The organism is Lysinibacillus canaveralius (genome assembly GCF_047301505.1).
Lineage (GTDB): Bacteria > Bacillota > Bacilli > Bacillales_A > Planococcaceae > Lysinibacillus_B.
Genome location: NZ_CP154840.1, coordinates 3,767,826 through 3,780,000, shown reverse-complemented (window position 1 = coordinate 3,780,000; position 12,175 = coordinate 3,767,826). Strand labels below are relative to the sequence as shown.

General features: G+C 43.5%; 7 protein-coding genes, 17 tRNA genes and 2 rRNA genes (1 of these 26 running past the window's edge). 23 read left to right on the top strand and 3 right to left on the bottom strand.

The annotated features are described in order from the left end of the window. From AA0Y26_RS19180 to AA0Y26_RS19090, 19 genes are all read left to right on the top strand, one after another. Window positions 1-2,810 (top strand): 23S ribosomal RNA (locus AA0Y26_RS19180); it begins 119 nt to the left of the window's first position. A gap of 125 nt (window positions 2,811-2,935) precedes the next feature. Further along, window positions 2,936-3,051 (top strand): 5S ribosomal RNA (gene rrf, locus AA0Y26_RS19175). Window positions 3,052-3,066: 15 nt separating this feature from the next. Continuing rightward, window positions 3,067-3,141: transfer RNA gene (locus AA0Y26_RS19170), tRNA-Asn, on the top strand. An 8-nt stretch (window positions 3,142-3,149) separates the two neighbouring features. Then, a tRNA-Ser gene (locus AA0Y26_RS19165) sits at window positions 3,150-3,241 on the top strand. Window positions 3,242-3,267: 26 nt separating this feature from the next. After that, window positions 3,268-3,342: transfer RNA gene (locus AA0Y26_RS19160), tRNA-Glu, on the top strand. Between the two features lie 29 nt (window positions 3,343-3,371). After that, window positions 3,372-3,447, top strand: a tRNA-Val gene (locus AA0Y26_RS19155). Window positions 3,448-3,462: 15 nt separating this feature from the next. Further along, window positions 3,463-3,539, top strand: a tRNA-Met gene (locus AA0Y26_RS19150). Window positions 3,540-3,542: 3 nt separating this feature from the next. Then, window positions 3,543-3,618: transfer RNA gene (locus tag AA0Y26_RS19145), tRNA-Asp, on the top strand. A gap of 15 nt (window positions 3,619-3,633) precedes the next feature. After that, a tRNA-Phe gene (locus tag AA0Y26_RS19140) sits at window positions 3,634-3,709 on the top strand. A gap of 12 nt (window positions 3,710-3,721) precedes the next feature. After that, window positions 3,722-3,797, top strand: a tRNA-Thr gene (locus AA0Y26_RS19135). A 3-nt stretch (window positions 3,798-3,800) separates the two neighbouring features. Beyond that, window positions 3,801-3,884: transfer RNA gene (locus AA0Y26_RS19130), tRNA-Tyr, on the top strand. Window positions 3,885-3,888: 4 nt separating this feature from the next. Next, window positions 3,889-3,962: transfer RNA gene (locus tag AA0Y26_RS19125), tRNA-Trp, on the top strand. A 39-nt stretch (window positions 3,963-4,001) separates the two neighbouring features. Further along, a tRNA-His gene (locus AA0Y26_RS19120) sits at window positions 4,002-4,077 on the top strand. Window positions 4,078-4,103: 26 nt separating this feature from the next. Then, a tRNA-His gene (locus tag AA0Y26_RS19115) sits at window positions 4,104-4,179 on the top strand. Window positions 4,180-4,211: 32 nt separating this feature from the next. Further along, window positions 4,212-4,286, top strand: a tRNA-Gln gene (locus tag AA0Y26_RS19110). Window positions 4,287-4,289: 3 nt separating this feature from the next. Continuing rightward, window positions 4,290-4,364: transfer RNA gene (locus AA0Y26_RS19105), tRNA-Gly, on the top strand. A gap of 13 nt (window positions 4,365-4,377) precedes the next feature. Next, window positions 4,378-4,451 (top strand) — tRNA-Cys (locus tag AA0Y26_RS19100). Between the two features lie 45 nt (window positions 4,452-4,496). Then, window positions 4,497-4,571, top strand: a tRNA-Gly gene (locus AA0Y26_RS19095). Window positions 4,572-4,577: 6 nt separating this feature from the next. Continuing rightward, window positions 4,578-4,659: transfer RNA gene (locus AA0Y26_RS19090), tRNA-Leu, on the top strand. A gap of 271 nt (window positions 4,660-4,930) precedes the next feature. On the opposite strand, the gene AA0Y26_RS19085 is transcribed toward AA0Y26_RS19090, so the two are convergent. Next, window positions 4,931-5,731 (bottom strand): formate/nitrite transporter family protein, encoded by an 801-nt coding sequence (locus AA0Y26_RS19085; RefSeq protein WP_413363613.1) that lies wholly within the window; start codon window positions 5,729-5,731, stop codon window positions 4,931-4,933. A 641-nt stretch (window positions 5,732-6,372) separates the two neighbouring features. Here AA0Y26_RS19085 and AA0Y26_RS19080 point away from each other — a divergent pair. Beyond that, entirely contained in the window at window positions 6,373-7,941 is a 1,569-nt protein-coding gene (locus AA0Y26_RS19080; protein ID WP_413363612.1) for an alkaline phosphatase family protein, read from the top strand. 335 nt (window positions 7,942-8,276) lie between these two features. Here the strand turns inward: AA0Y26_RS19080 and AA0Y26_RS19075 are convergent, their stop codons facing one another. Then, a complete protein-coding gene (locus AA0Y26_RS19075) occupies window positions 8,277-9,029 on the bottom strand; it encodes an ABC transporter permease (RefSeq protein WP_413363611.1) in 753 nt (250 codons plus the stop codon). Continuing rightward, the gene (locus AA0Y26_RS19070; protein ID WP_413363610.1) at window positions 9,026-9,799 is read right to left on the bottom strand and encodes an ABC transporter ATP-binding protein; all 774 of its coding nucleotides are present in this window, start codon (window positions 9,797-9,799) and stop codon (window positions 9,026-9,028) included. The genes AA0Y26_RS19075 and AA0Y26_RS19070 overlap by 4 nt, the downstream gene beginning before the upstream one ends. 160 nt (window positions 9,800-9,959) lie before the next feature. On the opposite strand from AA0Y26_RS19070, the gene AA0Y26_RS19065 reads away from it, so the two are divergent. From AA0Y26_RS19065 to AA0Y26_RS19055, 3 genes are all read left to right on the top strand, one after another. Continuing rightward, complete coding sequence (locus tag AA0Y26_RS19065; RefSeq protein ID WP_413363609.1) at window positions 9,960-10,409, top strand: LytTR family DNA-binding domain-containing protein; 450 nt, start codon at window positions 9,960-9,962, stop codon at window positions 10,407-10,409. 3 nt (window positions 10,410-10,412) lie between these two features. Then, window positions 10,413-10,841, top strand: coding sequence for a DUF3021 domain-containing protein (locus AA0Y26_RS19060; protein ID WP_413363608.1), 429 nt, complete (start codon window positions 10,413-10,415; stop codon window positions 10,839-10,841). A 649-nt stretch (window positions 10,842-11,490) separates the two neighbouring features. Beyond that, a complete protein-coding gene (locus AA0Y26_RS19055) occupies window positions 11,491-12,174 on the top strand; it encodes a hypothetical protein (RefSeq protein ID WP_413363607.1) in 684 nt (227 codons plus the stop codon). The last annotated feature ends 1 nt before the right edge of the window (window position 12,175 follow it).

Below are 12,175 nucleotides of genomic sequence, written 5' to 3'. Positions count from 1 at the left end.
GGGGGAACCCACTGCGTTTAATCGCGCAGTACTTTCGCGTGAATTCATAGCGCGTTAGAGACAGACCCAGGGAACTGAAACATCTAAGTACCTGGAGGAAGAGAAAGAAAATTCGATTCCCTGAGTAGCGGCGAGCGAAACGGGAAGAGCCCAAACCAAGAGGCTTGCCTCTTGGGGTTGTAGGACACTCTATACGGAGTTACAAAGGAATGATTTAGGCGAAGCGACTTGGAAAGGTCCGCCAGAGCAGGTAAAAGCCCTGTAGCCAAAAAGTCATTCCCTCCAGAGTGGATCCTGAGTACGGCGGAACACGTGAAATTCCGTCGGAATCCGGGAGGACCATCTCCCAAGGCTAAATACTACCTAGTGACCGATAGTGAACCAGTACCGTGAGGGAAAGGTGAAAAGCACCCCGGGAGGGGAGTGAAAGAGAACCTGAAACCGTGTGCCTACAAGTAGTTAGAGCCCGTTAATGGGTGATAGCGTGCCTTTTGTAGAATGAACCGGCGAGTTACGATTACGTGCGAGGTTAAGTTGAGAAAACGGAGCCGCAGCGAAAGCGAGTCTGAATAGGGCGAAATAGTACGTGGTCGTAGACCCGAAACCAGGTGATCTACCCATGTCCAGGGTGAAGGTGAGGTAACACTTACTGGAGGCCCGAACCCACGCACGTTGAAAAGTGCGGGGATGAGGTGTGGGTAGCGGAGAAATTCCAATCGAACTTGGAGATAGCTGGTTCTCTCCGAAATAGCTTTAGGGCTAGCCTCGTGATTGAGAATACCGGAGGTAGAGCACTGTTTGGACTAGGGGGGCATCTCGCTTTACCGAATTCAGACAAACTCCGAATGCCGGATATTTATACACGGGAGTCAGACTGCGAGTGATAAGATCCGTAGTCAAAAGGGAAACAGCCCAGACCACCAGCTAAGGTCCCAAAGTAATCGTTAAGTGGAAAAGGATGTGGCGTTGCTTAGACAACCAGGATGTTGGCTTAGAAGCAGCCATCATTTAAAGAGTGCGTAATAGCTCACTGGTCGAGTGACGCTGCGCCGAAAATGTATCGGGGCTAAACGATTCACCGAAGCTGTGGATTGACATCTTTGATGTCAGTGGTAGGAGAGCGTTCTAACTGCGTTGAAGTCAGACCGGAAGGACTGGTGGAGCGGTTAGAAGTGAGAATGCCGGTATGAGTAGCGAAAGACGGGTGAGAATCCCGTCCACCGTATGACTAAGGTTTCCTGAGGAAGGCTCGTCCGCTCAGGGTTAGTCGGGACCTAAGCCGAGGCCGACAGGCGTAGGCGATGGACAACAGGTTGATATTCCTGTACTACCTCCCCACCGTTTGAGAAATGGGGGGACGCAGTAGGGTAGGGTAAGCAGAGCGTTGGTTGTCTCTGTTCAAGCAGTAAGGCGTGTGTGTAGGCAAATCCGCACACTGTAACGTTGAGCTGTGATGACGAGTCCGTATGGACGAAGTTCCTGATCTCACACTGCCAAGAAAAGCCTCTATCGAGGTGGGAGGTACCCGTACCGCAAACCGACACAGGTAGTCGAGGAGAGAATCCTAAGGTGTGCGAGAGAACTCTCGTTAAGGAACTCGGCAAAATGACCCCGTAACTTCGGGAGAAGGGGTGCTCTGGTAGGGTGAAAGCCCGAGAGAGCCGCAGTGAATAGGCCCAGGCGACTGTTTAGCAAAAACACAGGTCTCTGCAAAACCGTAAGGTGACGTATAGGGGCTGACGCCTGCCCGGTGCTGGAAGGTTAAGAGGAGCGGTTAGCGCAAGCGAAGCTGTGAATTGAAGCCCCAGTAAACGGCGGCCGTAACTATAACGGTCCTAAGGTAGCGAAATTCCTTGTCGGGTAAGTTCCGACCCGCACGAAAGGCGTAACGATCTGGGCACTGTCTCAACGAGAGACTCGGTGAAATTATAGTACCTGTGAAGATGCAGGTTACCCGCGACAGGACGGAAAGACCCCGTGGAGCTTTACTGTAGTTTGATATTGAATTTTGGTACAACTTGTACAGGATAGGTAGGAGCCAGAGAGCCCGGAGCGCCAGCTTCGGAGGAGGCGTCGGTGGGATACTACCCTGGTTGTATTGAAATTCTAACCCATGCCCCTCATCGGGGCAGGAGACAGTGTCAGACGGACAGTTTGACTGGGGCGGTCGCCTCCTAAAAGGTAACGGAGGCGCCCAAAGGTTCCCTCAGAATGGTTGGAAATCATTCGTAGAGTGTAAAGGCACAAGGGAGCTTGACTGCGAGACCTACAAGTCGAGCAGGGTCGAAAGACGGGCTTAGTGATCCGGTGGTTCCGCATGGAAGGGCCATCGCTCAACGGATAAAAGCTACCCCGGGGATAACAGGCTTATCTCCCCCAAGAGTCCACATCGACGGGGAGGTTTGGCACCTCGATGTCGGCTCATCGCATCCTGGGGCTGTAGTCGGTCCCAAGGGTTGGGCTGTTCGCCCATTAAAGCGGTACGCGAGCTGGGTTCAGAACGTCGTGAGACAGTTCGGTCCCTATCCGTCGTGGGCGTAGGAAATTTGAGAGGAGCTGTCCTTAGTACGAGAGGACCGGGATGGACATACCGCTGGTGTACCAGTTGTTCTGCCAAGGGCATCGCTGGGTAGCTATGTATGGACGGGATAAGTGCTGAAAGCATCTAAGCATGAAGCCCCCCTCAAGATGAGATTTCCCATTACGCAAGTAAGTAAGACCCCTGAAAGACGATCAGGTAGATAGGTTCGAGGTGGAAGTATGGCGACATATGGAGCTGACGAATACTAATCGGTCGAGGACTTAACCAAATTTTGTGTGCTGCACAATGAAACGTTTATCCAGTTTTGAAAGAACAAGAAAAACTGTGGATTTTTAATAAAAAACACTTGAAATTAGCATAGAATATGCTATAATAAATCTTGTCTTTTAAGAGTCTAGTGATGATGGCAGAGAGGTCACACCCGTTCCCATACCGAACACGGAAGTTAAGCTCTCTAGCGCCGATGGTAGTTGGGGGCTTCCCCCTGTGAGAGTAGGACATCGCTAGGCTTCCAATAAAAATATTCCGAAGTAGCTCAGTGGTAGAGCAACCGGCTGTTAACCGGTTGGTCGTAGGTTCGAGTCCTACCTTCGGAGCCATTCTTCTTGGAGAGTTGTCCGAGAGGCCGAAGGAGCACGATTGGAAATCGTGTAGGCGGGTAACACTGTCTCAAGGGTTCAAATCCCTTACTCTCCGCCAGATTATATTTAGAGACGTTTTACATTGGCCCGTTGGTCAAGTGGTTAAGACACCGCCCTTTCACGGCGGTAACACGGGTTCGAATCCCGTACGGGTCACCACTTATTAAAATCATAAGAAATAACCAGATGGAGGATTAGCTCAGCTGGGAGAGCACCTGCCTTACAAGCAGGGGGTCGGCGGTTCGAGCCCGTCATCCTCCACCATCTTAATAACATTGTCGCGGGGTGGAGCAGTTCGGTAGCTCGTCGGGCTCATAACCCGAAGGTCACAGGTTCAAATCCTGTCCCCGCAACCAAATGGTCCCGTGGTGTAGCGGTTAACATGCCTGCCTGTCACGCAGGAGATCGCCGGTTCGATCCCGGTCGGGACCGCCATTCTTTATAAAATATGGGTCAGTAGCTCAGTTGGTAGAGCATTAGATTGAAGCTCTAAGTGTCGGCGGTTCGATTCCGTCCTGACCCACCATATTTCCAAAATGCCGGTGTAGCTCAGTTGGTAGAGCAACTGACTTGTAATCAGTAGGTCGTGGGTTCGACTCCTATCGCCGGCACCATTTGGAGGGGTAGCGAAGTGGCTAAACGCGGCGGACTGTAAATCCGCTCCTTAGGGTTCGGCGGTTCGAATCCGTCCCCCTCCACCATTTTAGGGGCATAGTTCAACGGTAGAATAGAGGTCTCCAAAACCTTTGGTGTGGGTTCGATTCCTACTGCCCCTGCCAGTTTTTTTATTTCATGAATTTTACTTAAACAATACAATGGCGATTGTGGCGAAGTGGTTAACGCACCGGATTGTGGTTCCGGCATTCGTGGGTTCGATTCCCATCAGTCGCCCCATCCTTTTAAGTAAATTCCTTATAATGGCGGTTGTGGCGAAGTGGTTAACGCACCGGATTGTGGTTCCGGCATTCGTGGGTTCGATTCCCATCAGTCGCCCCATTACTTTTTAAATAACTTGCATATTATATTATTGGGGTATAGCCAAGCGGTAAGGCAACGGATTTTGATTCCGTCATGCCTAGGTTCGAATCCTAGTACCCCAGCCATTTGCGGAAGTAGTTCAGTGGTAGAACACCACCTTGCCAAGGTGGGGGTCGCGAGTTCGAACCTCGTCTTCCGCTCCAATATTCTTTTTACGGCGGCTTAGCCAAGTGGTAAGGCACAGGTCTGCAACACCTTTATCACCGGTTCAAATCCGGTAGCCGCCTCCAGATTTTTTTGATCGGACATCCGGTTTTTTTTTATCTTAATAATTTGCGGAAGTAGTTCAGTGGTAGAACACCACCTTGCCAAGGTGGGGGTCGCGAGTTCGAACCTCGTCTTCCGCTCCAATCCATGCCGGTGTGGCGGAATTGGCAGACGCGCACGACTCAAAATCGTGTTCCTTCTGGAGTGTCGGTTCGACCCCGACCACCGGTATCTTAACTAACGAGAAACATGGTTATAGTAAACTTCACAGTATATTCTGTGGAGTTTTTTTTATTTTTCTTTTGCACGACAGAATAATTAAGAATCGTGTGCACTGAACCGAGGAAGAAGCATTAGAAATTCAATTATATAAGGGAAGGCAAAGCAAAGGACTACTCCAACTTTAGTAAGCAAAAATTGAAGTAGCCCTAAGAGAACCAGCCTATTATCGTAGCGTCAATTTAAAATAATAGGGTTTTCTAAATATTTATATGTCAGTTTCCTAAGAATTCTTAGGAAGTTTCTGAACTTGATTATCTTGTTTCTGATAAACATAAAAATACAACAATCCAACAAAAAGGGCCCCGCCTACAACATTGCCTAGGAAGGCTGGAATGATGTTTTCAATAAGATCAATCCAATTAAGCTGTCCTGCAAAAATCGCTGCTGGTATCACAAACATATTGGCAACAACGTGTTGGAAGCCAATCGCGACAAAGGCCATGACTGGGAACCAAATGCCGGCAATTTTCCCGATAAAATCATCTGCTCCATAAGCCAGCCAAATTGCTAGACATACAAGCCAGTTACAACCAATCGCTGATATAAAGGTTTGTAGGAAGGTTTCATCTACTTTTGAATGTGCCACTGCCACCGTTTTATCCAAATATGGGCCTGTTTCAGTTAAACCCACCACATGACCAAAGAAATATGCTACAAAAAGAGCTCCAACTAGATTTGCTAAAGTGACCCAAAACCAATTATGTACGAGATTCCCTAGAGATATTTTCTTTGCATAAAACGCCATGGATACCGACATTATATTTCCTGTAATCAATTCTGCCCCAGCAAGGACAATTAAAATAAGCCCAATTGGGAATACGGCACCTCCGATTAAGTTAGCAAGACTCCCCCATTCCGCTGGCAAATTACCTATGACACGAATATCTAGTAAATAACCCAATGAAATAAATGCTCCCCCTAAAAATCCAAGCAGCAACAAATGGGGAAAAGGAAGTTTTGTCTTTGTCACCCCTGCTTCTATCGTTATCTCTGCAATTTTTTGTGGTTTATGAAATGCCATAACCATTCTCCTCCTAGCTGTCATTAAAAAAAGGTAGCACCTTAAAAACCTTTTAATTAAAAGGTTTTTGAGATGCTACCTAACGTCTTTGCACTCGATACAAAGAAATCAATCATCATAATTTATACTTAAATAAAATCATATAAAAGCAAAAAAGCAGGTCTTACCTAATCACCATTTTATGTTTTCACCAGGTTCTATTTTAACGTATAACAGCATTTAGTACAAGATTTGATTTTAGATAATCTTTTCTTCGGTAGTTTTAAATTCCTTTTTAACCGGCTCTTGTATCTGTTGTGTTTCTTCTTTAAATGGTTGATTTAATATCTGACCTAAATAATGTCTCCCGACACCAAGGGCTAATACTCTCGCATAAAAATTAAGAGTAATGTGAAGTGAAAAACGATAGCAATGTATTAAAATTTTGATATTAGACGGTTTTAGTACCGCTCAAAATCGAGTTCCTTCTAGATTGTCGATTCGACCCTGATTAATGGTATCAAAGTGCCAAGGGATCCTTGATTATTCAGGGGTTCTTTTTTCTTTTCGTAAATAATGGCAAAAGATTTTACCTTCACGAAAGCATGTATTCATTTGTAATCACCATACTACTACTGATGAATGGAAGATAGGTGACTATAATGAAAAGAAAAATACTTATTGCTTTTATTTTAGTTATTATTATTTGTGGAGGACTTGCTCTCGCTATTTCCATGTCGCCGACTAAAAAGTTAAATAGCGTTCCCATTACAACGCAGCAAAAACCGGTTGTTTTGGTCACAGTGGATTCGTTAATGACTGAGCCCCTACAAAAGGCAATTCAGGAGGGAAGGGCTCCTGCTTTCTCGTTTTTAATGAAAAATGGAGATTTTTATCCAGAATTTATTAGCTCTTATCCGACGATGTCTGTAACTATTGATAGCACCTTGTTAACGGGAACTTATACAAATGGTCATAAGATTCCGGGCTTGATTTGGTTTAAAGAGGATGAGGATCGCATGGTCAGCTATGGAAGCGGTATAAGGGAAATGTGGGACAACGGTATAAAGAATGTAGCAGCCGATAGTGTGATTCGCCTTAATGAATCGCATCTAAGTAAGGATGTGCAGACGATTCACGAAGAGCTGGCAAACGCTCAATTGCAATCGGCGTCCATTAATGGCCTATTATACCGGGGAAGCACTCAGCATGAATTACATGTACCGAAGCTGCTCTCTTTTGCAAAGCTATTGCCGAAGGAGATAAAGGTGAATGGACCAGTGCTATTGTCACTTGGTGCGTTATCTCAATATAATCCAGAGAACGATCGGTATAAATTCAGCTGGAAGCGAATGGGTGTCAATAATGATTTCACAGTAAATGAGCTAAAGTATATACTCGAGCAAAATAAGCTTCCGATGTTTACCCTAGCTTATTTTCCTGATGCCGATGCCTCTATACACAAAAATGGTCCTAAAGATACAAAAGGAATTGAGAAGGCAGATCAAGGCCTTCAAGAGCTATTCAATCATTTTGAATCGTGGGAGGAAGCCATTCAGGAAGTAACATGGATTGTCCTAGGTGATAGCGGTCAATCATCGGTAAAGGAAGAGAAGGAGACAGCTTTAATTGATTTAAATGATGTGTTGAAGGACTATACGTTTTGGGAGAACGGAAAAGAGAATGCAGAGCTGGCTATTGCCATTAATGAGAGGATGGCATATATCTATCTGCATGATGAGCAAATTCCATTTTCTGAAGTATTAGATATTTTAAAAAAGGATGAACGAATTGGTTTTATTGCCTGGAGTGATCAGCAAATTAATTATGTTGTGAAACCAAAGGGAGAAGAACAATTTACATTTTCACCAAACGGGCCGACTATCGATGAGTACGGCCAATCATGGCATTTGGATGGTGATTTGTCTCTTTTGGATGTAAAGAAGGATGAACAGGGAGCCCTGTATTATCATACGTACCCTGATGCGCTTGCAAGGCTGCATGGAGCACTTCATTCACAAGAAGGAAAGGTAATTATCGTAGATGCAAAGCCTTCTTACGAGTTTATAGAAAAACATAGTCATGATCATGCGGGCGGTGGTGCGCATGGCTCTCTCCATCGTGTGGATTCTGTGGTTCCGCTCATTGTTACGGGCGAAATAGAGAAACCGCCATCAAACCGGCTTGTAGATGTGAAGAAATGGGTTTTAGACTTGATGGGCGGCTCTTAAATAAGAGCCACCTCAGCCAGTTGACAAACGCTTTCATCCAGCATTGCTTGCTTCGCTCGTTCCCTCATGAACTTAGGTTCTATTCGCGTCTTCGCTCGTTGATACTCCTTGTCTGGCAAGTGTTTTCAAGACAGGCTGGGTAAAAACGCCTTTTTATTAAAGTTTCTTAGAAGACATGAAGACAAAGTCATGAAACGATTTTGTCTTCACTCCGAGGCGGCTCTTGAATAAGAGTCGCCTTTTTTGGAGAAAAGATGATACAGTCCAAAGAGGAGGGAACATTTCATCAGAGCTTAACTATGAGGAAGGGGCAGCCATATCGCCTTTCACTGCAATTACGCCCAATTTTTCCTTTTGTAAAAAATAGCCCCCATTAAAGAGCAAAGTAGACAAATACCAGCTAGCATGCCAATTTCAAAGTTATATTCATGTAACGCCTCTCCATTAAAAGTTCCCTGTAAAAGATCGACTACATAGGTGAGGGGCAGAAATTTGGAGATAGATAATAAGGTATCCGAAAACATCTCTTTTGGCATGGTCGCTCCGGATAAAAACAACATGAGAAAATAAGAAAGATAACATAATAGATTGGTCATCTTGCTGTCTCGAGCAATAGATGTAAAGAGGAAACCAATTGAAAAAATAGCGGCGATAGAAAGTAAAATCGCAATACTGATAGCCCACAATTCCCCTTCATACTCCACATCATAAGCAAGCTTCCCTACAATAAATAATAGTAAAAATCCGAGAAGTGTCATGATGATATTTACCGCTGTCTGGATCCAAATAACAAAGCCTTTTCCAACAGGCGTCGCGTCCAATCGTTTATAGATTTGATGTTCTTTGTAATGAGCGAGTGTCAGCGGAAAGGCCATCAAGCCAGTTACACCGATAATCATGGCACAATAGGCAGGAATAGATACATCAATTGTTCCATAGCCATCAAAGTAAACAGTCGGTTCATTGCCATAAATGCTTCCGTAAAGTAATAGCAGCAATGAAGGAAATGCAAACGTAAAAAAGAAGCTGAAAAAATCACGTGTGTATAATTTCATTTCAATCATAAAAGTATGATAAATTTTCGTCATTTCATTACCTCCGATAATAGTGCTCCTTTTTTAGGGGAAACTAATAGATACAGCTGCTCCAAATTCAAGTTATGCTTCCGCTCAGAAGGGGTTATCTGATTTTCTGCATACTGGCGGAATTCCTCTAATGTCCCCTCAAATTGTTTATGACCGTCTACTAAATACAGCAAGCGATCTGCTAAGTGTTCAACCTCATCTAAATAATGAGAAACGAGAAGTATGGTAGTTCCTGCATTGCGGATATTGAGCAGGCTTTGCCACATCATCCGTCTTGCCTCTGGATCGAGCCCAGTGGTCAATTCATCTAAAATAAGCAGCTTTGGCTTTGGAAGCAAGGCTAATAGGATAGAGAGTTTCCTCTTTTCCCCTCCCGATAATTTTTTGATAAGAGTATTTTCACGCTTTTGTAAATCCAGCTGCTTTAGCAAAAGACGCCAATCTGCCGGGTGGTCATAGAAAGCTGAAAAATAAATGCATAGCTCCTTCACTTTCATTTTGTCAGGGTAATCAGCCTCCTGTAATTGAATGCCCATCTGTTTATATATCCTCTTCCGATTCAAGTGGGGAGTCACCCCGAGCACAGATACCTTGCCAGAACTAGGCATTCTTAACCCTTCAATACATTCTACTGTTGATGTTTTTCCAGCTCCATTCGGTCCGATGATGGCGTAGATTTCTTGCTCTTTTATGGAAAAGGATAAATTTTGAACAGCAATCGTTGTTTTATACTGAATGGAAAGGTGATTGACTGTCACGATTTTGTTTTCCATTTCTTCATCTCCTCCTTTATTTGAGATAAATATATACAACAGAGACAGCGGCAACAATGCATTTTGAGTGAGATGTCCAAACGGGTGTGTAAGATGCCTTATAGCGGTTTAACATGCATTTTATGGATAAATATGTATGATATAATTTTTGCGAGGGGGGATGATCGTGCGGGTAGAGGTGAGGATAGATCCTACGTATAAGGAGCCATATGCGACAATTCATGTATCAAAGCTTTCACCGGCAGTACAGGCAGCTATTTCACTTTTACAAAGTGAAGGGGAGGAACAGATATTAACAGCCCAATCGGATAATAAGACATATATCCTTGAACCGGCTTCTATTATTTTGATTCGAACAGAAGGGCGTGAACTCGTTTTATATGATGATGATAATAATCGGTATATTGTAAATAAACCTTTATATGAACTAGAGCAGCAGCTTGGCAGTGATTTTATTCGCATTTCGAAATCAGCGATTGTTCATTTCCGAAAAATAAAGCATGTCGAAGCTTCCTTCAATGGGACGATGGAGCTTGAGCTGGCATTAGGGCTCCGTGAAGTTATTACCCGAAATTATCGAAAGCAATTTAAAGAGAGATTGGGGGTTTAATATATGTGGGTTATGAAATATTTCGCATCTGGAGTCAGCTGGGGATGTACGGTTTTTGTATTCGTCAATCTTATTGGCTACTGGCTTGGCGGAGCGGTATTTTTAGATGCTGTGATGGCTGATTTTACGCGTCAGGCAGTAGGATCTATGATTGTAGGGGTCGCCTGTGCATCACCAGCTTTTGTATATCAAATAGAACGCTTGTCATTCTTCCAGCAATCCCTCATCCATTTTGTTGTTGGCTTAACGGTCTTCTTCCTCGTCGCTTTTTCTTTGAACTGGATTCCAACCAATTCTATGTCATTGATTATTTCAGTAGTTTTGTTAAATATATTGATCTTTACATTTGTTTGGTTTCTCTTTTATCTGTACAACCGCTTGGAGGCTAAAAAAATGAATCGGAAAATTAATGAACTGATTAACAGAGAATAGTTTGAGGAATAACTCAATAGTAAGTGAAAGGAACCCTTTTTTCAGAGGGTTTTTTTATTTTAGCCATATGAGACCCCGGGTTTAAGGACGCTTTTATAAGCAAATAGGAGCGCATGAAAGGAATAGGGCTTTTCGTCGATAGGAGGAAGAGAAATGTCCGTAATAAGTAATATTAATTAGCATGAAAATTTTCCTTTACTGAACGAATGCGTCTAGATGGAAAGCATTAATTTGCTTCTACTATATCGTTTACAGCGCCATTCTCTGCTAAATTATTAATAGGCAAATTTTAGATGATAAGAGGGATGCATCCTTAATAGACGTTATTTACAATTCTTCCTTATAATTGTTTTTTTCGGGGTGGCTGCATGACATGGCATAGGGAGAATGTTCTTCTGGAAAAGGGAATACAAACAATGGTCTTGCAGGATGGTTTTACAAAGGGTTGTCTTCCTTCTTCTAAAATACGTAGAGTTGAGATCAGAAGTTCATGAATACATGAAGCTATGATCGGTGAATGCAGTAATGAGTCAGCTGTATTACCAACATCGAGATGACTACTATGAAGAGCTTTGCTTTCTTTCAATAAGGAAGAAGAAATATCATTTAAATAAAATTAGGTTTAATCAACACAGAAGGGGGCACCATCTTGGCGAAACGCTACTTACCATTTCTTTTTGCAGTGACTTTATTAATAGGAGGGTGTGGGGCAATGAAAACAAATGACAATTCAGATACTAGCTCAAGTGCTAATTCAAGTGCGGAGAAGATTCAAACAGCAGCTTTAGAGGATGATTTCACGAAGGAATTCATTTCTTCTAAGGAAGAAACGGAAGAGGGATACTATACTTTTGAATCAGGTGTTGGCGGCTATACAATGCTTTACCCAGTGAATGCAGTGATGGATCAGACGTATTATCAATATCGTGATACAAAGTATGAAGCTATTCTTTTTGGTGAGGAACGAAAAGAAGAGAACTACAGCTATTCCGTCGTAGGAAATTTTGATGACCGAGAAGCTACCGAATGGATAGAAGGAAATTTAGAATTGCTAATCGGCTCCAAAAAATTAGTAACACCTGAAGACTTTGAAAAATATACAGTAGGGGATAATGATATCTACTTTGCTGAATATAGACAGGATATAAGTAATGACAAAAATGGATTTTACCTGCATTTTCTCGGCTATATAAAATCCCAGACTACCGATAAAGCAATAGGTCTAGAGTATAGTTCTACATGCATAAGCAAAACGGAAGAATGCAATCTCGATCTAACCGAAGAAAGAGAGCGGGCAAAAAAAATCTTCCATTCCGTTCGTTTCAATCCTTAAT

Bases quoted from the DNA above. Each gene is read 5' to 3' on its own strand.
- AA0Y26_RS19080 (WP_413363612.1), top strand. From the start codon at position 6,373: ATGAAAAGAAAAATACTTATTGCTTTTATTTTAGTTATTATTATTTGT.
- AA0Y26_RS19085 (WP_413363613.1), bottom strand. From the start codon at position 5,731: ATGGCATTTCATAAACCACAAAAAATTGCAGAGATAACGATAGAAGCA.
- AA0Y26_RS19075 (WP_413363611.1), bottom strand. From the start codon at position 9,029: ATGACGAAAATTTATCATACTTTTATGATTGAAATGAAATTATACACA.
- AA0Y26_RS19060 (WP_413363608.1), top strand. From the start codon at position 10,413: ATGTGGGTTATGAAATATTTCGCATCTGGAGTCAGCTGGGGATGTACG.
- AA0Y26_RS19070 (WP_413363610.1), bottom strand. From the start codon at position 9,799: ATGGAAAACAAAATCGTGACAGTCAATCACCTTTCCATTCAGTATAAA.
- AA0Y26_RS19065 (WP_413363609.1), top strand. From the start codon at position 9,960: ATGATCGTGCGGGTAGAGGTGAGGATAGATCCTACGTATAAGGAGCCA.